Source organism: Qipengyuania triglochinis (genome assembly GCF_054655615.1).
Genome location: NZ_BAAHND010000001.1, coordinates 649,765 through 673,571 on the forward strand (window position 1 = coordinate 649,765; position 23,807 = coordinate 673,571).

Sequence of the window (23,807 nt, forward strand, 5' to 3'; positions counted from 1 at the left end):
TTTTTTGCGACACTAGCGCTTGGAGAGAGAAAGGAACAGGCGCAATGGGAGTTCCGCATCAGCTATTAGAGGGGCGTAGGCCAACTGATGGCATGCTCAAACTGGCAGAAGAGATTGGGCAGCAGCACTCGCGGGAAGAACCGCACCAGACAAGCGTCTCCGCCAGTGTATATACGGATCCAGCCTACTGGCGGCGTGAAAAGCGTGGGATCTATGACCGTTTACCCCAAATTCTGTGCCCCAGTGCACTCCTTCCCGCGGCCGGAAGTTTCGTGCCGCACGATGGGACCGGACGACCTCTCTTAATCACTCGCGATGGCGAAGGGATAGTTCATGTTTTCCTCAATGTCTGTCGCCATCGGGGAACGCGTCTGATCGAAGGCGACGAGGTATCTTGCGCCAAAAAACTCGTCTGCCCTTACCATGCGTGGACTTACTCTGTGGATGGTCGGCTGCTCGCCATTCCGCGGCCAGATACTTTTCCTGATCTCGACAAAAGCACTATGGGATTGGTTGAACTGCCCTCAAAAGAAACTGGTGGAATGATTTGGTACTGCCCGAGAGAAGACAGTGCCGACTTCTCTCTTGCCGAGAAACTTGGTGAGGATTTCGATGCTCTGGGCATCGCAGAACATGTCTTGTTCCGGCGAAAAACGCATATCGTGTCAGCCAATTGGAAGCTGATCATGGATGCTTTTCTAGAAAGCTATCATGTTACGCGTCTGCATGCGAAGACCATCGGCCCCTTCTTCAAGGACGGTGTAACCAGCGGTGACACGATCGGCCCCCATTCGCGCAGTGCTGTCGGGCGGCTGGAAGACTTGGATAACATCGACCTCACCGATATGACGCAAATGCGCAAGGTGATTACCTTTGCCTATCAGCTGCTCCCGGGCGCATTAGTAGTTCCCAGTCCGGATTACATCAATTTGATGGTCCTGATGCCGCAAGCGCATGATCGAACGCTTGTCGAGGATTTCATGCTCATCCCGGAGCAACCAGCCAACGACAAGGCTCGCGATCATTGGGAACGCAGCTGGGCCTTGCTCGATGGCGGTGTTTTCGCTGGCGAAGATTTCCGCGCAGCCGAACTGGGACAGCAAGGATTATCCAGTGGTGCGGTACCGGAACTCACTTTGGGAACGCTGGAAACTGGGATACGTCGCTATCACGAGTGCGTCGAGGAAGCCTTGCGCGCTGCCAATTGAAAGCTTAACCGCGCTGCATGGCCGAAAACAGACTTCCCGAAGCCGGCGACCGCATCGCCAAGCTGCTCGCTCGTGCAGGCGTGGCAAGCAGACGAGAGATCGAGCGCATGATCGCCGACGGGCGTATCTCGCTTAACGGTAAGGTACTGGATACTCCAGCGATCAAACTGGAAAGCCTTCGCGGCGTAACTGTTGACGGCAAACCGGTCGGTCAGGCCGAAGATACGCGGCTCTTCGCCTTTCACAAGCCGTCGGGCCTCATAACTGCCGAGCACGACCCGAAAGGTCGGCCAACAATTTACGCGGCGCTGCGTAATGCGCTGCCAAAGGATGCAGGCCGAGTAATGCCGGTTGGCCGGCTCGACTTCAATACGGAAGGCTTATTGCTGCTAACCAACGACGGCGAGATGAAGCGCGCAATGGAGCTGCCTTCGACAGGGGTTCCACGCAGCTACCGCGCCCGGGCGTTCGGTGACATCACCCAGGCACAACTCGATGAGTTGATTGAAGGCATAGAAGTTGACGGCATTCGGTATGGCCAGATCGAAGCTAATCTGGAACGCGGATCGGGACGCAACCGTTGGATCGAACTTACTTTGCGCGAAGGCAAGAACCGGGAGGTAAGAAAGGTTCTTGAGCATTTGGGGCTGGAAGTAAATCGCCTACTCCGGATCGGCTACGGACCGTTCCATCTCGGCGATCTTCCTCGCGGTCAGGCAGTCGAGATCAAGCGTGGAGATGTCGAAAGCTTCAAACGCGAATTGTCGCGCGGTGGTCGCGCATGAGGATCATTGCGGGTGATTGGCGCGGCCGGAAACTCGTTGCGCCCAAGGGAGACCTCACTCGACCTACCTCCGACCGGACCCGGGAAACATTGTTCAGCATGCTTACAAGTCGCTTGGGCAGCTTTGCAGACATCTCCGTAGTCGATCTATTTGCCGGTTCCGGTGCTCTCGGCCTGGAAGCGTTGTCACGGGGTGCAGCTTCGTGCCTATTCGTTGAACAAGAAAGCGACGCGGTGAAAGCCATCCGGGCCAACATAGAAAGCCTGGAAGCACGAACGCGCAGCCAGGTTCAACAAGGCTCAGTAATGGGTCTGGGCCCAGCTAAGGTTCCACATGACCTGATCGTTCTAGATCCGCCTTACGATACTGGTGCTGGTCAGGTGGCACTTGATCGCTTGGCTCGGCTAGGATGGATAGGCTGCGCGACTTGGATTGCGCTGGAAACCCGCAAGGACGAAGACGTCACAGTGAAGGCGCTCGATATCGAAAGCGAACGCGTCGTCGGAAAGGCCAAGCTTACGTTACTGAGGCTAAAATCCTAGCTGAACCGCGCAGCAAAAAGGGCGGATCCTCCTTAAGGAACCGCCCTTGTCTCAGTCCTCTCCGGATCAAGCCGGAGATGATGGCATATCAGTTATTTGGGCGAGTTGCCGGAAGCGGCTCGTTGATCTCGCTGGCGGGGCGTCCCGGCCAATATTCGAGCGGACGATTTACCCCTGCGCCACGCTTGCCAGCTTCCCAGGCGTTGATGCAATTGTCCTGTTCATCAGCAGAACAAATCGGCAGGTCTCCAGTAGGCGGTCCGGCGTCAGCAGGTGTGGACTGTACCACCTCGCTACTCACAAAACGCGGCGACATTGAACTGGCCGAAGATGAAGCGGCGGTTGCCGTGGCTGCAGTGTTAGAGCTGGTCGCACCAGACATCTGAGCATTGATCTGCTGCCACGCCATAGTGCGCTGCTCCGGAGTCATTTCATAAATGCGAACGCGTTGCGGATCGGTAAGCACCCACCATGCTTCGGTCTGGCGCGGCTCGAGGGTCCAGTAATATTCTTGGACGTCGCTCGGCCACGCATCGTATGCACCACGACGTTCCATCGGCCAGCCTTCATACATTGTCGTCTGCGCATCAGTCAGTACATAAGCTTCACCATCGGCGGTGACAGCCATATCCTGAGCAAACGCGGGGGCTGCAGTGAATGTCAGCGCTGCCGCGCCGGCGAGAATCATGCTTTTCATTGTGTAGTCTCCTTACGTTGACCTTGGCCATAATACGCTGCGACAATGCCGATTGTTCCGAAGACGCCTTGCAGGGGTTGTGAAGATAAGTTCCGTTCCCTAGTTGTTCTAGCATAATGTCAGATCTACCGACTTCAATTGAAAACCCCGGAAATGCTGGCATTCCAGCTTATGCCGCTTCTCTAAACTCGCCCCAGCGGGAAGCCGTTCTCACTACTGAGGGACCCGTGCTAATGCTCGCCGGTGCGGGGACTGGCAAAACCGCAGCGCTGACCGCGCGATTGGCCCACCTTATCGCCACGCGGAAAGCCTGGCCGAGCGAGATTCTTTGTGTCACCTTCACCAATAAGGCTGCTCGCGAAATGCGTGAGCGCGTGGGTCGGCACATCGGCGATGCGGTCGAAAGAATGCCCTGGCTCGGTACGTTCCACTCCATCGGCGCCCGGATGCTGCGCAGGCATGCCGAGATTGTCGGATTGCAAAGCAATTACACGATCATCGATACCGACGATCAACTGCGTCTTTTGAAACAGCTTATCCAGGAACACGATCTGGACGAAAAAAGGTGGCCTGCTCGTCAGCTCGCAGGCCTTCTCGATCGGTGGAAGAACCGCGGGCTGAACCCGGGCGATTTAGATGCAGTAGAGAATGAAGCCTATGCAAATGGTCGCGGCGCCCAATTCTATAAGCTTTATCAGGATCGGCTGAAGGCACTGAACGCCTGCGATTTCGGCGACTTGCTGTTGCACATGTTGAACATTTTTCGCCAGCATCATGATGTGCTCGCGCAATATCAACAACGGTTCAAATACATCTTGGTGGACGAATATCAGGATACCAACCAGGTGCAGTATCTCTGGCTGCGCCTGCTGGCACAGGCCCATAAGAACATTTGCGTTGTTGGTGATGACGATCAGTCCATCTATTCGTGGCGCGGGGCCGAGGTCGCCAATATCCTGAAGTTCGAAAAGGATTTTCCGGGCGCGGCTGTCATCAAACTCGAACAGAATTACCGCTCCACCCCGCAGATCCTTGCGGCGGCTTCCGGTCTAATCGATGCCAATAGCGAACGCTTGGGCAAGACCCTTTGGACAGAGCTCCCCGCGGGAGAGAAGGTCCGCATTGTCGGCATTTGGGATGGTCCAGAAGAAGCACGGCGGGTCGGCGAAGCGATCGAACGCTTGGAGAGCGAAGGCGCAGCTCTGGATCAAGTCGCCATTCTGGTTCGTGCCCAGTATCAGACCCGGGAGTTCGAAGATCGGTTCATTCAGATCGGCCTGAATTACAGGATTGTCGGCGGATTTCGCTTTTACGAACGCGCGGAAATTCGCGACGCCCTTGCCTATCTGCGCACCATTGCGCAGCCTGCCGACGATCTTGCCTTCGAGCGGATATACAACCAGCCAAAACGAGGCCTTGGTGCCAAGACCTTGGAAGCGATGCGCCGCCATGCGCGCCGCACGCAACAACCGCTCGCGGCTGCATCGCTCGATCTCGCCGATAGCGACGAGCTGCCTGCACGCGCACGAAATATGCTCGTCGGGCTTCTTGGTCAGTTCGTTCATTGGCGCGAACTGGCGGAAAAGGTTACCCCGTCCGAATTGCTCCGCACCGTCCTCGTTGAAAGTGGCTATGAGGAAATGCTGCAAAAGGATCGCAGTGCAGAAAGCGCTGGGAGGCTCGAGAACCTATCCGAACTTGCGCGCGCGATGGAAGAGTACGAAACGCTGACAGATTTTCTCGAGCATGTCAGCTTGGTGATGGACAACGAACGCGCCGATGATGGCGAGAAAGTAACCATCATGACGATGCACGCGGCCAAGGGGCTGGAGTTCGACAATGTCTTTCTTCCAGGGTGGGAAGAGGGTGTCTTTCCAAGTCAGAGATCGATTGATGAAGGTGGTCTGGCTAGCCTTGAGGAGGAACGGCGTCTGGCATACGTGGCGATTACCCGAGCGAAGCGCCACTGTACCATTTTACATGCGGCAAACCGGAGAATTTATGGGCAGTGGACCAGTTCCATACCGAGCCGCTTCATCGGGGAATTGCCGGATGAGTATGTGGAGAGCGAGACGACGATGAGCGGGGGAGCCTCGTTGTGGCGGGCGAATTGGACCGAGACCGAGGATCCCTTTGCACACGTATCCTCCCAACGGCCGGATCGCAGCACAGCAAGAGGACCCGGCTGGCAGCGGGCACTCGCCAGCGGTTACGAAACGACCCCCCAACGGCTAGCAGAGCCGGGAAAAAGCGCAGCTAGCTTTGCCGCGAAACCACGAACCGATATCAGCATCGGCGTGCGCGTATTTCACGACAAGTTCGGATACGGTTTCGTCACCGATCAGGAAGGCAACAAGCTCGAAATAGAATTCGAAAAGTCTGGTACGAAGCGTGTCCTCGACAGCTTCGTGAAGCTCGCTGAGAACTAGGCAGCAGCTGTCACATGATCAGAGGGCGGAAACGTCCAGAAAGCCGGGTCTCGGGCCATTCCACTCACCCGGCGCCGTGGGACTGTCATCCCGATCACTATCGCGGTAGGACCGCTTGGCTTTCTTTTCCTGATCACCATCAGCATTCTGTCGCGGTTTTGACGACGTCCTGTCCGAACGCTCGCGCTTTGTCGGTGCGGGTTCGTCCTTCGGCGCTTCGACCAGTTCCACGCGCACGTCCTTCTTGCCGAATACGGCAATCGGGGTTTCTGTCAGCTTTTCAACGTTCTGTATCGCCTCGGCATCTTCGTCGGTCACGAAAGTGAAGGCCCGACCTTTCGCCCCTGCCCGCCCGGTACGTCCGATACGATGAACATAGTCATCCGGATGCCACGGCGTATCGAAATTGAAGACGTGGCTTACGCCCTTCACGTCCAGTCCCCGCGCGGCGACGTCCGACGCGACGAGAATATTGACCTCACCGGCTTTGAAACGATCGAGCTCCTGCACACGGCTGCCTTGATCCATGTCACCATGAATTTCACTGCTAGCAAAACCATGACGTTGCAGGCTTTTGTTGAGTTCGCGCACAGTCGTCTTACGGTTCGCGAAGATGATCGCGGTTTCCACGAGATCGTTGCGGAGCAGCCAGCGCAGCGTCTCACGCTTCTGGCGCGGCTTTACCGGGATCTTGAAAGCGGTAATGTCCTTATTGGTCGTCGCGGCTCGGCTCACTTCGATCCGCTTCGGATTATCGAGAAACTTCTTGGCAAGCTTTTCGATCGGCGGCGGCATGGTTGCCGAAAACAGCATGGTCTGCCGGGTTTCTGGCAGTTTATCGCAAATGAACTCGATATCGGGAATGAACCCCATATCCAGCATGCGATCCGCCTCGTCGATCACGAGCAACTCGCACCCGTTGAGGAGAATCTTTCCGCGTTCGAACAGATCCATGAGCCGACCCGGCGTTGCGATCAGGACATCGACACCATCGTTCAGCGCCTTGACCTGATCACCCATCTGAACGCCCCCGATAAGCAATGCGAGCTTTAGATCGTGATTTTTGCCGTACTTTTCGAAATTCTCCGCGACCTGAGCTGCAAGCTCTCGCGTCGGCGCCAATATGAGGCTGCGTGGCATAAGCGCACGACGTCGTCCGCTAGCAAGAATATCGATCATCGGCAGGACGAAGCTGGCAGTCTTTCCGGTACCGGTCTGCGCGATCCCGATGATGTCTTTCATCATCAGTACTGGCGGAATGGCCTGCGCCTGGATCGGAGTCGGCTCTGTATAACCGGCTTGTTCGACGGCTTTAAGCAGGTCAGCGGAAAGGCCGAGATCGGCAAAACTCATGCGGCTAACAATTGCCCCTCTTCAGGAAGAATATCAGATAATACCAGAAAAGGCCGCGGCAAGGCGGCCTCTAGCGAAGGCGCCCTTCGACAATTTGTCAGCTTAAGTCAAGGAAAACCGGCTCAGTCGGCGGCTTCGACGGCCAATTGCGTAAAGCGAGTTACCTGGCATTTGGCCCCCGCCCTGCTGAGCAGCCGATCGCGGTTCACGCAAATCTTTCCATCGTCACTGCGCTCCATATAAAAGCCGCGATAGAAGTCGCGGGGGCTACAGCCCTTCTCGAGCTTGGCGAAGAGCGTTTTTCGATCACGGGTGAACATCACAAGACGATCGCCGTGATCGGCCACACCGCCAATGGCCGCGCTATCCACGCATTTTGCGAATGGCCGCTCGACAATACGACGCCCCGCGTTCGCCTGCGTCGAGTTCGCGGCGAGATTTTGCCCAACTGTGCTACGAGCCGGCGAGATTCGCAAAATGACCCGACGTTCGATGCGCACCTGCTGATTCTTCTCTGGACCGACCCCATCAAAGACCGGCGACCACGCTGGGGCATCTTCCGACAAGGGCAAAGGGGAAAGACGCTTTTCCCGAATCTGATGCGCTTCCTGTTGTGGAAGCACAGGAGAATTTGATCCGTCCGGTACCTGCCATCCAACTGGAAATAGCAACGCCAATGGCGCAAGAAAGAGTGGCAGGCTCGGCATTGGTTAAGGCGTAACTGTTCCTTTGGCGCAACAGAAGACAATGGCATGCCTTCGTCTGCCCACCATCTGGCCCTTTATCTTTGAATATGGCCTTAATTGAATGGCAACGCTTAGCATTAGGGTCCCCTTCCCCCACGCTTTGTGGCATGCCGTACTTCATGACTCAACGGGACAATTCTTTTTCCGAAGCCGCTGCTGCTCTGCTTGGTGACCGGGGCTTCACAACCGATCCTGATCTGCTTCAACCTTGGCTGACCGATTGGCGGGGTAGGTTCACCGGCAAGGCCATCGGCATGGCATCTCCGGCAAGCACGCACGAAGTGGCCGAACTCGTGAAGCTTTGTGCTGACTATGGTGTTCCTATCGTCCCGCAAGGCGGCAACAGCGGCATGTCCGGAGGGGCCACGCCAGATTCGAGCGGCAATGCAGTGCTGCTCTCGCTTCGCCGTATGGATGCATTTCGCGAATTTGATGTGGAGGCACGCCAGATCACATGTGACGCTGGAGTGATCCTCCAGAATCTGCACGAGAAGGTAGGCAAGGAAAGGCTCCGCTTTCCACTCACTCTTGGCGGGAAAGGATCAGCTACCATTGGTGGTTTGATTTCAACCAACGCTGGAGGCACCCAGGTTTTGAGGCATGGCACCATGCGCGCACAAGTCTTAGGTCTCGAGGCGGTGATGGCTGACGGTTCGGTTCTCGATGCTCTTACTCCGCTTAAGAAGGATAATCGGGGTTTCGACCTCAAGCAGCTGCTGATCGGCTCGGAAGGCACCTTGGGAATCGTGACTGCTGCCACCTTGCAATTATTGCCAGAGATCGCAGATCGAAGGGTAGTGTGGGCCGGGCTCTCCTCGCTACAGAACGCGCGCGAACTTTTTCTCCATTGCGAAGCGACCGCTGCTCAGCAACTCGAGGGCTTCGAGGTTCTTCCGGATCACAGTCTACAAGCGGTACTGGCTCACCTTCCCGCTTCGCGAAGCCCCCTTGGTTCGCAATATCCCTGGTACGCCTTGATTGAACTTACAGCGAATGACGAAGATGTAGACATGCTGGCGCGCAAAACCGAGAGTTTGATGAACTCGGCGCTAGATGCGTCGCTTATCGACGATGCTGTGATAGCTGTAAACGAAACGCAAGCAGAGACATTCTGGTTACTCAGGGATTCCATCGCCCCGGCAGAACGAGCAATCGGGCCGGCGATGCAGCATGACATCTCGGTCCCCGTGCCCCTGATGGCAGATTTCGTAGAAAAGGTCTCGCCTGAGATAGAGCAACGTTTTCCCGGGACTAAAGCTGTTGCTTTTGGTCATTTGGGGGACGGGAACGTGCACTTCCACGTTCTCGCCCCGTCAGGTTCAGATCGGCACAGTTGGGAAGCCGCAGATGCGAAGGTAATCAGCAAGTTCGTGCATGATAAGGTTACCGAATGGGGTGGCTCGATCAGCGCAGAACACGGCATCGGACAAATAAAACGTGATGAACTCGGGAGGTTAGCCGATCCCGCCAGATTGTCGGTAATGCGAAACATTAAGACCGCTCTTGATCCAAAGGGGATCATGAATCCCGGAAAACTGGTGCCGCTTGCGAAACAAGCCGCAAGTCCGTAAGGGCGCACCGTCCGGCACGTGGTGCCATAATCGGCACGGTTCGCCACCTTAGTTCATTCAAAAAGACTTCTCGGAGATAATTCATGGCCAGCGCGCCGCAGCAGCCCCAATTGCCCCTCTTCTTTAACGATCTGATGCCGCTGAACAGCCGGGATCATAAAAATTATCGCTCGCGTATGATCGATAGCGCACCGTGGCTTTCCAAGGCCCACGCGATTCCGCTTACGGTGGACGAATTCGTTCAGGCTCAGCGCGATTTTCCTATTGTATTCTCCAGTGGCGAAAACCCGCTTCCGCTAGCGCTTATGGGCCTCAATGAAGGAGTGAACACCTTCGTTGACGAAAGCGGCAAAGTTACCGAGCAAGTGTATCTTCCAGCCTACATCCGTCGCTATCCCTTCATGCTCGCGAAGCTGCAGAAGGATGCCACCGACCTCTCCTTGATGTTCGACCCGACTAGCGAAGCGCTTGGCGAGTTTGCCGATGGCGAACGTCTTTTCGATGACGAAGGCAACACGACTGATGCCACGAAACGGGTCCTCGAATTCTGCGAGCATTTTGAACAGGCCGCTCAGCGTACTCAGGCATTCCTCGCCGAAATCAAGGAAGCCGGCCTGCTTATGGATGGCGAAGTTGCCATTCAGCGCCAGGACACTGAAAACCCGTTCGTTTATCGCGGCTTCCAAATGGTTGACCAAGAGAAACTTCGCGAAGTGGGTGCTGATAAGCTGGAGGCCTGGAACAAGAACGGTCTTCTCATGCTAATCCATGCGCACATCTATTCTCTCGAACTGATGCGCGTCATCTTTGCGCGTCAAATGCAGCAGGGCAGCGCCCCGCAACCGACTTCGCAGGCAAATCTGCCGAATTAGGTGAAGCGAACCACCCGGTGGCCATCCTTGGATCTATTAAAAGATGTTGCGCATCTCCGAACTCACATGAGATGCAGATTGGCCACCGGTTGGGAATACTAATAGCGCTGTTTTTTCTCGCTTCGGGTTGCACCACTTCTAGTGGGCGCGCGCGGGCATTCGATGCTGCGCTGACATCTCCATTGCAAGAGTTCCAAAATAAGGAAGCTAGGCTCTACCGCATCGGGTATCGACTAGCTTCTTCAAACGCTTCCTATTGTGATCGGATCGAACCTACACTGGGGTTCCTTATTCATGACGCAAGTTCCTACAAAAATGCAGCTTCCGTCAGAGAAGAATTCGGACTGATCGGTGATATCGGGGTTCAAGCTGTGGCGCCTGGCTCTCCAGCAGCGGAAGTCGGTCTGAAACAGAACGAAACACTCATTGCCGTCGATGGTCAATCCATTCAGTCTTTCAACCAGGATCCTGATGCGACTTGGCGACGCGGCCTCGATATTCGCCGGGAGATTGCCCATTCAGCCCAAGATGGCAGCGTAATGATCGACTGGTCTTCGGCGGGCGCGGCAGTCCACTCGGTCGAATTAAAAGCCGTCGATGTCTGCAAATCGCAAGTCGAATTGCTATCTGGTGATAGTGGTGCTTTGGCAGACGGCACGCGCATATTGGTGGGCGACCGATTTCCTGGCTTGGCATATAGCGACGACGAGCTAGCTGCCGTTCTTGCGCATGAGATGGCTCACAACATTTTGGGACATATAGATTTTCTCGTAGAGAACGGGCGATCCGGTGGGTTTGGACGCAATTCAGAGCGAGACGCAGATCGGCTTATGCCTTGGCTGTTGGCAAATGCGGGTTATGACCCTGACGCAGCCACGCGCATGATGCAGCAATATGGTCCCCGCCATTCAGGCGGCATCTTTCGCAGTCGCAGCCATGATGGTTGGGATGAACGTGTGGAGCTGATCGAGGAACAGGTTAAAGAAGTTAAACGCAGACAGTCGGAAACGGGCAGAGCTACCGTCGACTGGTCCGCTTTTTTCAAACCACTCCTAGTACAGAACTGACTTGGAAAGCCGGATCGAGCCCTTCTTGAGGTATTCCGAATATCCCATAATCACTACCTATTGAAGCCGCCCCCAAGACACCTATTTTAAACGTGTCGGGTACGTTTCCCCCTCATGACGGGCCCGGCTTTGGCGCAACTTTCGCGCCACCTCCCTGAACCTTGGCTACCTCGTGCGTTTGCACGAGGTAGTTTTTTATTCCGCAGGATCACGTATCGGCGCCCCTAACAGGCAGGTCTGTACGGCTATCTCCTTTACCATTTGGGAAAGGAGGCGAACAAGAGCATCTGACCGCGACGTCAAATTCTCAAATTTGGAATCAAGGTACAGTGCGCGGCAAATTTCCAACTGGAATGCGTGCATCATTCGGCGAGGATTTCCATGACGATCCAGCACATATCCGCCTGCGTAAGGTCTATTCCGAAGCAAGCGACGGCCTGCGACATGAAAGAAGCCCTCCACGGCGTGTGTCATTGCGGCATCACAACTCCCTCCGAAACGATCGCCCAGGACAAACTCTACCGGAGCGCAGTCTCTTTCCTGCCTCATTAACGGCGGCATCGAATGAAGATCAATGAGCGTCGCAATGCCAAATCTGTCGCACATTCTCTCGAGCATCGTGGCAAGTTTGGCGTGATATGGAACATGGATATTGCTTATCCGCCCCGTCAGATCGTCCATACCTAAGGGGCCACGCCATATTTCTTCCTTTGCCAAGCGGCGTGGAACTAATCCTAATCCGCTTCTCGCCCGCCGATTAGCGTCACTGGAGTTCGGGCTTTTTCTGCCCACCCCCCTAACCATTCCCCAGTCGACATCATCGACGTTTCGATTGAGATCGATCATTGCCCGAGGTGCTTCCGCGATTAAGATCGCCGCACCGGTCTCACGCGCAATTTTCGTCGCCAACTTATCAACGAAGCGATCTTCGAGCTTTAGCATAGACGATTGCGGATCCCGCATTTGTCTTATGATCTCTTCAGGGTAGGAACGTCCGGCATGAGGAACGGCAAGTATCACCGGCATCGAAGCTGAGGATATGGGTGAATACCGGAAGGCCGGCGATGAATTCGGCCACAGCCTTCCTCCCGCTTCCATTTTGATTTCTCCGCAAGACTGTGTGCCAGGCATTCCGCATATTGCTTGGAGTTGCAGGCAAGTCAAAAGTATCAGCGCACAGCGGACGAGAACCAAGACCTTTGAGGCAGATCATCGGCAAGCCTTATTTATGCAGGTCGCTATTCGACAGACATTTTTTCAGATAGCGCATACCCACCTGGGCAATGGTTTTTTTAAGATGTCTCTTCTAAGGTGCCCACTATGGCAGAACCCAAAAATCTCATTTTGCTGGCTGAAGATGACGAAGCCATGCGTCTGTATCTGGAGCGCGCTCTCCAAAATGCGGGCTTTGTTGTAGATTCGGTGGACCGGGGAACGGAAGCTGTCACTTTGCTTGAAAGCAAGGTCTATGACCTATTGCTTTCCGACATCGTTATGCCGGGAATGGACGGAATCGAACTCGCACAACGCTGCAATCGGATCAGCCCATCAACCAAGGTAATGTTCATCACCGGATTCGCCGCTGTGAGCCTGAAGGCGAGCCGCGAACAACCCAATGCTAAGGTACTTTCGAAGCCATTTCACCTTCGTGATCTGGTCATGGAAGTGGAGCGGGTATTGAACGAGAAAGTCAGCGTACAATTATAATGAAATAGGCTCTTGCGCCCCTGATATTCTCCCGTTAAGGCGCGTCCTTGCCGGCCGAGCTGGCCAGTTCGATGTGTGGGCGTATAGCTCAGTGGTAGAGCACTATGTTGACATCGTAGGGGTCCCAAGTTCAATCCTTGGTACGCCCACCATCGGAACTCCTTAGCAATTTCACCTCGCTAAAAATTAGCGCGCAGTTCTTTTTTCAAAAGATCAGGTTCCTCCCTGCGCAATGGCGGCGATCCTTAAATACGCGCTTACTAGGATCGTTCTCAAAGGAATTGCTCCATCCGGTCTCTACGAAATTAAGAAAAGAGCTTTTCGTTGGGTTTTAAGCCGATCCCATAATGCCAACAAAATACTGTACACAAAAAGGCCGGTTCCGCTTGTGCGAAACCGGCCCTCTTAACGCCTAAGCAGTTAGACTTATGCGCTTACCGGGAAATCATCGTCATCGTCATCGGCAGCAACGATGATGCCTGCAATCACAGCGGCCGCGGCCAGGGCAGCAATAATCAGCGACGAACCAGCGAGTTCTGCCGATTCTTTAACCGGCTGCGAGCTACGCTGCGCATCTGCTGCAGTAGCAACCACAGGGGTGGCAGCCATGGCGACCGCTGCGAAAGGAAGGATGAATTTTTTCATGTCTACGCTTACTCCTAATTTAACCCTGCTTACCCGAGGGCCTTTGGATTTCATATAACCTTGAATATCGAACGTCGTGAAGGAATTCAACCCCTTCTACCTCTCCCACCTCACAAATATTGCTTTTAATATCTGATCATTAGTAAACAATTCTTCTTAAGTGAGAGCTTCTCAGAGAACGCCACCCATTAAAACCAACGGAAAACTGGGAAGTTCCTGCAAATAGCCCCCATCGTGAATACAATCGGTCAGTGTTGCGGTTCTGCATCACCCGCGTAGGGGATGTCGGTTTAGCTTATGCGCCTAGCCATCTTCCGCGCCATCCTTGCTCTGCTGGTACGCTATGCTAAAGCGCGCGCAACCCCATTCTAACCGACAGGACTTTCATGGCAAAGATCAAAGTAGCCAACCCGGTCGTCGAACTTGACGGCGACGAAATGACCAAAATCATCTGGAAGTGGATCCGAGAGCGCCTGATCCTTCCTTATCTCGATGTAGATCTGAAGTATTACGATCTGTCGATCGAAAGCCGCGACGCGACCAATGACCAGATCACCGTTGATGCTGCGAATGCGATCAAGGAACATGGTGTCGGCGTTAAATGCGCCACCATCACGCCTGACGAACAGCGTGTCGAAGAATTCAGCCTTAAAAAAATGTGGGTTAGCCCTAATGGCACCATCCGCAATATTCTTGGCGGCGTGGTATTTCGTGAACCCATCGTAATCGATAACGTCCCGCGTCTTGTCCCGGGCTGGACCGATCCGATCGTCGTCGGACGCCATGCATATGGCGATCAATACCGCGCCAAGGACACTTTAATACCAGGCAAGGGCAAGCTCCGCATGGTATTCGAAGGTGAAGATGGCGAGAACATCGACATCGACGTTTTCGAATTCCCCAGCCCGGGCGTCGCCATGACGATGTATAATCTCGACGACAGCATCCGCGATTTCGCGCGCGCAAGCTTTTCTTACGGCTTGGACCGGAAATGGCCCGTTTACCTCTCCACCAAGAACACCATTCTCAAAAAATACGATGGCCGTTTCAAGGACCTTTTTCAGGAAGTATTCGACGCTGAATTCAAGGATCAATTCGACAAGCACGGCCTTACCTATGAACATCGCTTGATCGATGACATGGTTGCTGCAGCACTCAAGTGGAACGGCAAGTTCGTTTGGGCTTGTAAGAACTACGACGGTGACGTGCAGTCTGATATCGTCGCGCAAGGTTTCGGATCGCTCGGTCTCATGACATCCGTTCTGATGACGCCGGACGGTAAGACCGTCGAAGCGGAAGCGGCGCACGGCACGGTGACCAGGCACTATCGCCAGCATCAGGAAGGCAAGGCCACCTCGACCAACCCGATTGCAAGTATTTTCGCGTGGACCCGCGGCCTGATGTATCGCGGTAAATTCGACAACACTCCCGAGGTGGTAAAGTTTGCCGAGACGCTCGAACGAGTTTGCATCCAAACAGTTGAGAACGGCAAGATGACCAAGGATCTTGCTCTGCTCATCGGACCGGATCAGAGCTGGATGACAACCGAACAGTTCTTCGAAGCAATCGTAGAAGGGCTAGAAGCAGAGATGGCTGGCTAAGGCCGAAACTCCTGTGCGCCTGAGTCATTACTCAGATAAGCCAGATCAACGGGGTCGGCAGAAGCCGGCCCCGTTTTGTATTGAGAATTTGAGAAAGTACGGGGTATAAATGGCTAAGCAGCCAGCGAAAAAGCGTAGCGTTCGCCGCAAAACTACCGAGAAATTCGGACAGAAACGCCTCGAGATACGCAACGCGAAAATCAAGGATATCCGAGGTATCGCTGACTTGGTGCGACGCGTTTATGAAGACATGCCAGCGTATACTCACGGTGAAATTCGTGGTCAGATTAACAATTTCCCCGATGGCTGCTTTGTCGCGCTGCTTGATGAAAATGTCGTCGGATATTGTGCCACTATGCAAGTGGCGGAAGCGCTCGCTTTTCAAGACCACGACTGGGATGAAATAACCGGCAACGGCTACGGAAGCCGTCACGATCCTACCGGGGATTGGCTTTATGGCTACGAAATGTGCGTCGATCCTAAAGTACGCGGCGTTCGCATCGGTCGTCGCCTTTACGAAGAGCGACGCGCCCTTGCCGAGGAGAACGACCTGACAGGCATCGTTTTCGCCGGGCGAATGCCAAATTACCGGCGGAATCGCCGGAAGGTTGAGGGGCCGCAGGACTATCTCGACAAAGTGGTAGAGGGAAAGCTGCACGACCCAGTATTGCGCTTCCAGCTGGCTAATGGATTCGAGCCTCACAGGGTAATGGAAGGTTACCTTCCGGAGGACAAAGCCAGCATGACAAATGCGATCATGATGGTTTGGCGCAACCCCTATGTCGAGCATGACCAGCCTGTAAAGAAGCGACTTCCTCGTGGTGTGGAGGCGGTGCGGGTTGCCACCTGCCAGCTTCAGGCACGGCAGGTTGCGGACTACGACGAATTCATGCGCCACGTGACCTACTTCGTCGATGTAGCAAGCGACTACGAGGCCGATTTCATCGTGTTCCCGGAGCTCTTCACCTTGATGCTGCTGAGCTTCGAGGAGAAGGAGTTATCGCCCGTCGAAGCCATCGAGCGTCTTTCGGAATATACCCCGCACTTGCGGCAGGACATTTCGGAAATGGCTATGCGCTATAACATCAATATCATCGCGGGTAGCCACCCTACACGCATGGACGATGGTGATATCCATAATGTTGCTTACGTATGCCTGCGCGATGGATCAGTGCACGCTCAGGAGAAAATACATCCTACTCCGAACGAGCGGTATTGGTGGAACATCAAGGGCGGCGACAAGGTCGAAGTAATTCAGACCGACTGCGGCCCCATCGGCGTGCAGATATGCTACGATAGCGAGTTTCCGGAGCTTAGTCGTCGCCTCGCCGATGAAGGTGCTCGAATTATCTTCGTGCCGTTCTGTACTGATAGCCGGCAAGGATATCTGCGGGTTAGGTACTGCGGGCAAGCAAGGGCGATCGAGAACCAATGTTTCGTCGTACTATCTGGCAATGTGGGAAATCTGCCCAATGTCGGCAACATGGACATCCAGTATGCCCAAAGCTGCATCCTAACACCGTGCGATTTTCCCTTCGCGCGCGACGGCATCGCTGCCGAGGCCACGGAGAATGTCGAAACTCTGACGATAAGCGACATTAATCTTGCGGATTTGCAGTGGGCGCGGGCTGAAGGGACCGTGCGCAATCTCGCGGATCGCCGCTTCGACCTCTACCGGATTGAATGGGACGAGGACGGGAAGCATCCCGGCAAACCGCGGCCACGAAGAGAACCTCTTGGGCCTACCAGCCCCGGTGGTGGCTGATCAAGGATGCAGGCCAACCACTACTGATCATCGTAACGGGAAAGAAATTAACCTTACCGCAGGTGACAGCAGCGCAGCAGAAAACTACGACGAGTCATGGCTTCTGGCGAATTAGCATCCCCTGCGATTTCGGACGCACTCGTCATTCTCGGCGCGGCTGGTCTGGTTATTCCGGTTTTCACGCGCTTCCGGATCACCCCGGTCATCGGGTTCATCCTCATCGGAATTCTAGTAGGTCCCTACGGACTTGGCCAATTGGTATTTGAGCGGCCCTGGCTTGAACACATAACCATTTCAGACCCGGAGGCTCTCGAACCATTCGCGGAATTCGGGATAATTCTGCTTCTATTCGCTATCGGTCTGGAGCTTTCATTCAAGCGCTTATGGCAGCTGCGGAAGTTGGTTTTCGGCCTCGGAGCTGCAGAACTTCTCATCGGCGGCGTTATTCTGGCCATCGTGCTGTCGATGCTGGGGCAATATTGGACTGGTGCGCTAGCACTGGGATTCGCCCTCGCGTTTTCTTCTACTGCAATCGTTCTGCCCATCTCTGGTAGCAGCAGTCCGGTAGGGCGCGCGGCGCTCTCAATGCTGCTGTTCGAAGATATCATGATCGTACCGATCGTTTTCATTCTCGGTGCGATGGCACCCAACGCAGCTGCCGGAGGATGGGAAGGTCTCGTAACAACTATGTGGCAAGGAGCAGCGGTCATCGCAGTTATGATGATCGCCGGCCGGTTTGCCCTGCCCCGATTATTTGCTCAAGCTGCTCGGACGAAAAGCCCTGAGCTCTTTCTGGCGGCGGCAATGCTCGTGGTCATCGGGGCGAGCCTTGCGACGGCGGCGGTAGGCCTTTCGCCTATCGTAGGCGCGCTAATCGCTGGCCTGCTCATTGCCGAGACAGAATATCACAGCGAAGTCGAAGCCATTATGGAACCCTTCAAGGGTCTGGCGCTCGGGGTATTTCTCATAACCGTGGGCATGACGATCGACTTGGCCACGATCTGGGACAATCTCGGTCTTATCGCCACGGCTGTCCTAAGCGTGGTGGTTTTCAAAGCAGTTCTTACCGGAGTGCTCTTGAGGCTGATGGGCGCACGGAGAAGTACCGCAGCCGAAACCGGTATTCTCATGGCCAGCCCTTCTGAAACCACACTCATTGTTCTTGCCGCGGCAAGTTCGGCTTTGCTGATCCAGCCTGGCACCGCGCAGTTCTGGCAGATCGTGACTGCGATCGGCCTAACCATTACCCCTCTGCTTGCACGGCTCGGCAGGATTGTAGCGCGCAAAGTAGAGCCAGCGCCCGAGTTGCCGCCAGAAGATGAGGGCGAACGAAAAGTTATCATTCTCGGAATCGGCCGCGTTGGCCGACTAGTTGCCCAGATGCTGACTTCACACGATAAGCCGTATATCGCTTTGGACTCTGATGCCGACCTTATCGAGTATGCCAAGCGAGAAGGTTATCGGGCGACCTTTGGTGACGCAGCACGCGGAGACGCGCTCCAACGCCTAGGGGTCGAAGACGCGCTAGCAGTCGTTCTGACCATGGATGAGCCCGTTCTCGCAGGCCGCTTGGTGACCAAACTTCGGGCTGAATATCCGGACCTGCTCATCGTGGCACGCGCACGAGATATTGCCCATGCCGCAGAGCTCTATCGAGCAGGTGCGAGCCATGCCGTGCCTGAGGCACTTGAAGCAACTCTCCAGCTGTCCGAAGCTGTTTTGGTTGATATCGGTGTCGCGATGGGACCGGTCATCGCTTCGATACATGACAAACGGGACCAGTTCCGTTCCCAAATAGAAAAGGAAGGCGCACTAACTTATCGCCCCAAGCTGCGGTCCAGTACAGCTGATGGATGAACACTTTACCCTCTCGCGCGTTGGTATGGCAAAAGGAGAGAAATATGAGTGACATCGATCCGACAAAGCCAATTCCGAACGATGAGAAGTTCAAGCCGCAGAATGTGGCCGATCCGCGCAAAGACCAAGCGCCAGACCAGCGGCGCGGCGCTCCCGGCGACACCGAAGGATACGATATCGAAAAGGGTTCCAGCGGCGTCACCAAGAAGACACCAAGCGCCTGATCTACTCTTGAATTGAACACCCCCTGACTGGCATTCCAGTCAGGGGGTCTTTTATGCCAATGAACGGCGGATCGCGGCTATCGCTTCATCAGCGTTGGCGCCATCCGGTCCCCCACCCTGAGCCATGTCGGCGCGACCGCCGCCTCCCTTGCCGCCAAGGGCTTCCACCGCGGTTCGCACAAGATCGACCGCACTGAACCTTTCCGTAAGATCATCAGTCACTGCTACTGCGATTGCACCTTTGCCATCATTGACCGCACAGACTGCAGCAATTCCAGAACCCATCCGCTTCTTCGTTTCGTCAAGAAGTGGACGTAGTTCTTTTGGATTCAGTCCTTCGATCACCTGACCGGAGAAGGTTACGCCGCCCACATCCTCGTTGGTTGGCTCGGTATCTCCGGAATTTCCGCCCCCGAGCGCAAGGGCGCGTTTGACGTCAGCCAATTCTTTTTCGAGACGCTTGCGCTCTTCGACCAGGGCAGAAACTCGCGATGCGGCTTCATCCGGCGAAGTCTTGAGTGCAGACGCGATCATCCGAACTGCCTCATCACGAGCCAAGAGCCATTGCCGAGCGGCCTCCCCCGTAAGGGCTTCAAGACGTCTTACACCCGAACTCACAGCGCTTTCGGATACGATCTTGAACAATCCGATGTCACCAGTCGCTTCCACGTGAGTGCCCCCACATAATTCGACCGAATAATTTCTGCCCTCTTCGCCTTTTCGGCCCATGGAGAGGACACGGACTTCTTCACCGTATTTCTCGCCGAACAGCGCGAGCGCACCTGCCGCAACAGCATCATCGGCGGTCATGAGGCGCGTACCGACGGATTCGTTTGCCCGAATTTCTTCGTTAACTTCTGCCTCGATCGCGGAAATATCCTCATCACTCAGGGGCTTCGGATGGGAAAAATCAAACCTGAACCGATCTTCCGAAACGAGCGACCCTTTTTGAGTAACATGTTCGCCGAGACGATTACGGAGCGCCGCGTGAGCAAGATGGGTTGCGGAGTGATTTGCACGTATCCGGTCGCGACGTTCTGCGTCAATTTCGAGATGCACCGCATCGCCACGGCTCACCGAACCCTTGGCGATTTTTGCAACGTGGGAATGTAGCCGACCGAGCGGCTTGTTGGTGCCTGATACTATGATTTCGAGACCGTCGGGGGACCATATACGTCCTGCATCGCCGGTCTGACCCCCGCTTTCGCCATAAAAGGGCGTCTGGTTTGTCAGAACCAGAACTTCATCGCCCTCGGATGCGCCCTGGACTTCCACGCCATCCTTTATGAGAGCAACCACTTCCGCCTCACCCGTAGTGGACGCGTAACCGGTAAACTCGGTGGATCCCTCGCGCTCGACTATGTCGAACCAGATTTCATCGCTGGCTGCGTCCCCCGAGCCTTTCCAGGCCGCGCGAGCTGCAGCCTTCTGTTCAGCCATTGCAGCGTCGAAGCCCTCACGATCTACCGCGATGCCGCGATTGCGCAGCGCGTCTTCGGTAAGGTCGTATGGAAAACCGTAGGTGTCGTAGAGTTTGAACGCGGTGCCGCCGTCGAGCGTCCCGCCCTCGGCAATGTCACCCGTCGCCTCGTCGAGCAGCTTGAGCCCTTTATCCAAAGTGCGACGAAATTGTGTTTCCTCGCGTTCGAGCACTTCTTGGATCAAGGATTGTCCACGAACCAGCTCGGGGTAAGCAGCGCCCATTTCGCTGACGAGTTCCGGGACCAATCGATGCATAAGAGGAGCGCTTGCCCCAAGTAGATGGGCATGCCGCATGGCACGTCGCATGATCCTGCGGAGGACGTAACCGCGGCCTTCATTACTGGGCAACACACCGTCGGCCAGCAGGAAACTGGTCGAACGAAGGTGATCGGCGATCACTCGATGGCTTGCGGTGCTTTCACCTTCCGCCTTGACCCCGGTCAAAGCCTCACTGGCACCGATGAGCGCCTTGAAGGTATCGGTATCGTAATTGTCGTGCACGCCCTGCATGACCGCTGCGACGCGTTCGATACCCATTCCGGTATCGATACTGGGTTTGGGCAGATCGCCGACGATCTCGTCATTTTCCTGCGTGAATTGCATGAAAACGAGGTTCCAGATTTCTACAAAACGATCGCCATCCTCTTCAGGAGATCCCGGAGGTCCGCCCCAGATATGATCTCCGTGATCGTAAAAAATTTCGGAGCATGGACCGCATGGACCGTCTGACCCCATCGCCCAAAAGTTGTCTTTCGTCGGTATGCGAATAATCTTCTCATCCGCAAATCCCGTGCGCTTTTTCCAAAGATCGAAGGCTTCATCATCAGTGTGATAAACCGTAACGAGCAGGCGATCGGGATCGAGCCCCCATTCCTTGGTTAGTAGGGTCCAGGCATTATCAATTGCCTGTTCCTTGAAATAATCACCGAAGCTGAAATTGCCGAGCATCTCGAAGAAGGTGTGATGGCGCGCGGTGTAGCCGACGTTGTCGAGATCGTTATGCTTCCCGCCAGCTCGCACGCATTTCTGGGCGCTCGTCGCGCGGGGTGCTGGTGGAGTTTCCAAGCCGGTGAATGCGTTCTTGAATGGCACCATGCCCGCGTTGACGAACATGAGCGTGGGATCGCTGAACGGTACGAGCGGCGCGCTCTGCACTTCCTCGTGCCCGTTCGAGCCAAAGTAGTCGAGAAAGGAGCGGCGGATTTCATTGGTCGACGTCATGCCGGGCAATTAGGCAATCGGGCGGCGTGCGACAAGCAGCAAAAGCGCCAACTTCGGCGAACGCTCGCCTACCAGACGAAATAAGCGCCGCCCTTTTCCCGAGCCCGCTGCCACGCAGGACGGGCATGGATGGACTCGACAAAACGGGTCAGCTTCGGCGCTTTTTCGCCAAACCCTTGCAGGACGGCGATTTCGGCCGGGAAGCTCATCATCACGTCGGCAGCGCTCCATTCATCACCGACAAAATGGAGAGATTCTGAAATCCGGTCCTCGGCATAAGCGACGTGCGCAGCCAATTGTTCGTCGATACGCGGCATAAGGGGAGCGGCGGCTTCCCCGAGACGGCCGGCATAAATCTTCAGCATGACAGGTACGAAAAACGAACTCTCGCCGAATTGCATCCATTCCAGATGGTCGATCCAGGCATCGGATGAACGGTCCGGCAGCCAGCTTTCACCGCCATGCCGCTCGCAAAGGTATTCGATGATGGCTCCGCTCTCGCTCACGAGGCGACCATCATCTTCTATTACCGGCGACTTGCCGAGAGGATGCGCGTTCTTCAATTCGGGCGGGCCGAGATTAGTTGTCGCATCACGCTGGTAGGAAACGATATCGTAATCCGCGCCCAATTCTTCCAGCAACCACAGGATGCGTTGCGAGCGGCTGTTATTGAGGTGGTGGACGGTGATGGTCACGACGATCTTCCTTCTCGTTCAATTTCTTTGTCCGTCAGGAACATGTATATGTCAGGCAGCCGCAAAGAAATAATCTTGGGGTCGCCAACTTCGCGCCGTCAAATCTTCGTCAGCGTCACCTGATGCACGTCGATCCCTCCTCCGCGGAAGCCGCCCTCGCAATACATCAGGTAATAGCGCCAGAGATCGCAAAACTTCGCATCGAAGCCCGAAGGCAATTTACCCGCGGAAATGGCAGTATCGAAATTCTCGCGCCAGATCCGAAGCGTCTCTGCATAATCCAGTCCGAAGTCGCATTGATCAGACCAGCTTAGTCCTCGCTCCTCGGCCAGTCGGCGGAATTCGGTGGTTCGTATGAGAAGGCCGCCCGGGAAAATATAAGCCTGGATGAAATCCGCGCTTTTCTCATATTCGGCAAACAGGTCATCTCGCATCGAGATGTACTGGATCGCCGCCTTGCCCCCGGCTTTCAAATTCCGCGCGATACAGTCCATGTAGGTTGGCCAGTATTCGCGGCCGAGCGCCTCGACCATCTCGACGCTGACGATGGCGTCATACTGCCCGGCGGTATCGCGGTAATCTTGCTTCCGGAAATCAACCTCGCGCGAATGATGCTGCCGTGCCCAAGCCAGTTGCTCGTCCGACAGGCTGATGGCGGTGACATGACTACCGGCGCGCTGGAAATACGCCGCCAGTGCGCCCCAGCCACAACCGATTTCCAGCACCTTGTCCGCATCGCCGATACGGTGGGCCAATGCCTTCCATTTGCGCTTCTGCCCGGCCTCAAGAGCATCATCGCCGACCTCGAGTGCCGAAGAATAGCTCATGGTCGGATCGAGCCATGCCTCATAGAAATCGTTGCCGAGATCGTAATGCGCAGAGATATTCTTTTGCGCCCCGACATGCGTGTTACGATTGACCAGATGCGCCAGTTTTAGCGAGTGCCGGAATGGGCCTTTCGCTCGCGCCGTGTCACCAAGCCTTTCGGCGTGCTGCATGAAAAGCGCGAAGAGCGGAACCGGGTCAGGGCTCCACCATTCCCCAGCCTCCCACGCCTGATAAAGTCCCACCGAACCATTGGTCGCGATGCGAATGAGGGCGCGATAGCTACGGAGTTCGAAGACGCATTCGAAACCCGGGGCGCGTCCGCCCAGCACGCGTGGAGAACCATCGGGCAGCGTTCCGTGGATCGTCCCCGTTTCAAGCGCTGCGTCGATACGTTCGAGCATCTTGTCCAAGCCCGGCGCGAGCAGCCGCGCGAGCCAACCGGGTTTGCGTGCAAACGGCTTGGCGCCTTCGATCAGGGTGCGTCCGCGTTGACTGGCCAGGGTGTCCATGCG

General features: G+C 55.4%; 20 protein-coding genes and 1 tRNA gene. 13 read left to right on the forward strand and 8 right to left on the reverse strand.

Annotated elements, in window-relative coordinates; all coding sequences use genetic code 11:
• Positions 1 to 92: 92 nt before the first annotated feature.
• From ACYQ0G_RS03290 to rsmD, 3 genes are read left to right on the forward strand one after another with little or no spacing between them, the layout of a single operon-like run.
• Complete coding sequence (locus ACYQ0G_RS03290; protein WP_460099276.1) at positions 93 to 1,208, forward strand: aromatic ring-hydroxylating oxygenase subunit alpha; 1,116 nt, start codon at positions 93 to 95, stop codon at positions 1,206 to 1,208.
• 17 nt (positions 1,209 to 1,225) lie between these two features.
• On the forward strand, positions 1,226 to 1,993 hold the full coding sequence (locus ACYQ0G_RS03295) for a pseudouridine synthase (RefSeq protein ID WP_460099279.1): 768 nt from the start codon (positions 1,226 to 1,228) through the stop codon (positions 1,991 to 1,993).
• Positions 1,990 to 2,535 carry a 16S rRNA (guanine(966)-N(2))-methyltransferase RsmD gene (gene rsmD / locus ACYQ0G_RS03300; protein WP_460099281.1) on the forward strand — a complete coding sequence of 182 codons (546 nt, stop codon included), beginning with the start codon at positions 1,990 to 1,992 and terminating at the stop codon, positions 2,533 to 2,535. Before ACYQ0G_RS03295 ends, rsmD begins: the two co-directional genes overlap by 4 nt.
• A gap of 88 nt (positions 2,536 to 2,623) precedes the next feature.
• On the opposite strand, the gene ACYQ0G_RS03305 is transcribed toward rsmD, so the two are convergent.
• On the reverse strand, positions 2,624 to 3,232 hold the full coding sequence (locus tag ACYQ0G_RS03305) for a hypothetical protein (protein ID WP_460099283.1): 609 nt from the start codon (positions 3,230 to 3,232) through the stop codon (positions 2,624 to 2,626).
• A 116-nt stretch (positions 3,233 to 3,348) separates the two neighbouring features.
• Between ACYQ0G_RS03305 and ACYQ0G_RS03310 the strand changes: the two genes are divergently transcribed.
• Positions 3,349 to 5,661 (forward strand): ATP-dependent helicase, encoded by a 2,313-nt coding sequence (locus ACYQ0G_RS03310; RefSeq protein ID WP_460099286.1) that lies wholly within the window; start codon positions 3,349 to 3,351, stop codon positions 5,659 to 5,661.
• 18 nt (positions 5,662 to 5,679) lie between these two features.
• Here the strand turns inward: ACYQ0G_RS03310 and ACYQ0G_RS03315 are convergent, their stop codons facing one another.
• The gene (locus ACYQ0G_RS03315; RefSeq protein WP_460099288.1) at positions 5,680 to 7,014 is read right to left on the reverse strand and encodes a DEAD/DEAH box helicase; all 1,335 of its coding nucleotides are present in this window, start codon (positions 7,012 to 7,014) and stop codon (positions 5,680 to 5,682) included.
• A gap of 122 nt (positions 7,015 to 7,136) precedes the next feature.
• Positions 7,137 to 7,721 carry a hypothetical protein gene (locus tag ACYQ0G_RS03320; RefSeq protein ID WP_460099291.1) on the reverse strand — a complete coding sequence of 195 codons (585 nt, stop codon included), beginning with the start codon at positions 7,719 to 7,721 and terminating at the stop codon, positions 7,137 to 7,139.
• Between the two features lie 158 nt (positions 7,722 to 7,879).
• Between ACYQ0G_RS03320 and ACYQ0G_RS03325 the strand changes: the two genes are divergently transcribed.
• The 3 genes from ACYQ0G_RS03325 (at position 7,880) to ACYQ0G_RS03335 (ending at position 11,270) form a co-directional block, all read left to right on the forward strand.
• Positions 7,880 to 9,331 (forward strand): FAD-binding oxidoreductase, encoded by a 1,452-nt coding sequence (locus ACYQ0G_RS03325; RefSeq protein ID WP_460099293.1) that lies wholly within the window; start codon positions 7,880 to 7,882, stop codon positions 9,329 to 9,331.
• Between the two features lie 83 nt (positions 9,332 to 9,414).
• On the forward strand, positions 9,415 to 10,203 hold the full coding sequence (locus ACYQ0G_RS03330; RefSeq protein ID WP_460099294.1) for a SapC family protein: 789 nt from the start codon (positions 9,415 to 9,417) through the stop codon (positions 10,201 to 10,203).
• A 71-nt stretch (positions 10,204 to 10,274) separates the two neighbouring features.
• The gene (locus tag ACYQ0G_RS03335; RefSeq protein ID WP_460099297.1) at positions 10,275 to 11,270 is read left to right on the forward strand and encodes a M48 family metalloprotease; all 996 of its coding nucleotides are present in this window, start codon (positions 10,275 to 10,277) and stop codon (positions 11,268 to 11,270) included.
• 195 nt (positions 11,271 to 11,465) lie between these two features.
• Here the strand turns inward: ACYQ0G_RS03335 and ACYQ0G_RS03340 are convergent, their stop codons facing one another.
• Positions 11,466 to 12,401 carry an N-formylglutamate amidohydrolase gene (locus tag ACYQ0G_RS03340; RefSeq protein WP_460099298.1) on the reverse strand — a complete coding sequence of 312 codons (936 nt, stop codon included), beginning with the start codon at positions 12,399 to 12,401 and terminating at the stop codon, positions 11,466 to 11,468.
• A 189-nt stretch (positions 12,402 to 12,590) separates the two neighbouring features.
• Here ACYQ0G_RS03340 and cpdR point away from each other — a divergent pair, with 189 nt between their 5' ends.
• Positions 12,591 to 12,977, forward strand: a complete 387-nt coding sequence (cpdR, locus tag ACYQ0G_RS03345; protein WP_460099300.1) for a cell cycle two-component system response regulator CpdR — start codon at positions 12,591 to 12,593, stop codon at positions 12,975 to 12,977.
• A 77-nt stretch (positions 12,978 to 13,054) separates the two neighbouring features.
• A tRNA-Val gene (locus tag ACYQ0G_RS03350) sits at positions 13,055 to 13,129 on the forward strand.
• A 274-nt stretch (positions 13,130 to 13,403) separates the two neighbouring features.
• Here ACYQ0G_RS03350 and ACYQ0G_RS03355 read toward each other — a convergent pair.
• On the reverse strand, positions 13,404 to 13,622 hold the full coding sequence (locus ACYQ0G_RS03355) for a hypothetical protein (RefSeq protein WP_460099301.1): 219 nt from the start codon (positions 13,620 to 13,622) through the stop codon (positions 13,404 to 13,406).
• Between the two features lie 386 nt (positions 13,623 to 14,008).
• Here ACYQ0G_RS03355 and ACYQ0G_RS03360 point away from each other — a divergent pair, with 386 nt between their 5' ends.
• From ACYQ0G_RS03360 to ACYQ0G_RS03375, 4 genes are all read left to right on the forward strand, one after another.
• Entirely contained in the window at positions 14,009 to 15,223 is a 1,215-nt protein-coding gene (locus ACYQ0G_RS03360; RefSeq protein WP_460099304.1) for an NADP-dependent isocitrate dehydrogenase, read from the forward strand.
• A 109-nt stretch (positions 15,224 to 15,332) separates the two neighbouring features.
• Entirely contained in the window at positions 15,333 to 16,988 is a 1,656-nt protein-coding gene (locus ACYQ0G_RS03365; RefSeq protein WP_460099306.1) for a GNAT family N-acetyltransferase, read from the forward strand.
• A gap of 96 nt (positions 16,989 to 17,084) precedes the next feature.
• Positions 17,085 to 18,845 carry a cation:proton antiporter domain-containing protein gene (locus ACYQ0G_RS03370; protein WP_460099309.1) on the forward strand — a complete coding sequence of 587 codons (1,761 nt, stop codon included), beginning with the start codon at positions 17,085 to 17,087 and terminating at the stop codon, positions 18,843 to 18,845.
• Between the two features lie 44 nt (positions 18,846 to 18,889).
• Entirely contained in the window at positions 18,890 to 19,069 is a 180-nt protein-coding gene (locus tag ACYQ0G_RS03375; protein ID WP_460099311.1) for a hypothetical protein, read from the forward strand.
• A gap of 51 nt (positions 19,070 to 19,120) precedes the next feature.
• Here the strand turns inward: ACYQ0G_RS03375 and alaS are convergent, their stop codons facing one another.
• The 3 genes from alaS to ACYQ0G_RS03390 all read right to left on the reverse strand — a co-directional run bounded on the left by alaS (position 19,121) and on the right by ACYQ0G_RS03390 (position 23,804).
• Entirely contained in the window at positions 19,121 to 21,772 is a 2,652-nt protein-coding gene (alaS, locus tag ACYQ0G_RS03380; RefSeq protein ID WP_460099313.1) for an alanine--tRNA ligase, read from the reverse strand.
• Positions 21,773 to 21,840: 68 nt separating this feature from the next.
• A complete protein-coding gene (locus ACYQ0G_RS03385; RefSeq protein ID WP_460099316.1) occupies positions 21,841 to 22,467 on the reverse strand; it encodes a glutathione S-transferase family protein in 627 nt (208 codons plus the stop codon).
• 98 nt (positions 22,468 to 22,565) lie between these two features.
• Positions 22,566 to 23,804 carry a class I SAM-dependent methyltransferase gene (locus ACYQ0G_RS03390; protein WP_460099319.1) on the reverse strand — a complete coding sequence of 413 codons (1,239 nt, stop codon included), beginning with the start codon at positions 23,802 to 23,804 and terminating at the stop codon, positions 22,566 to 22,568.
• Positions 23,805 to 23,807: the final 3 nt, after the last annotated feature.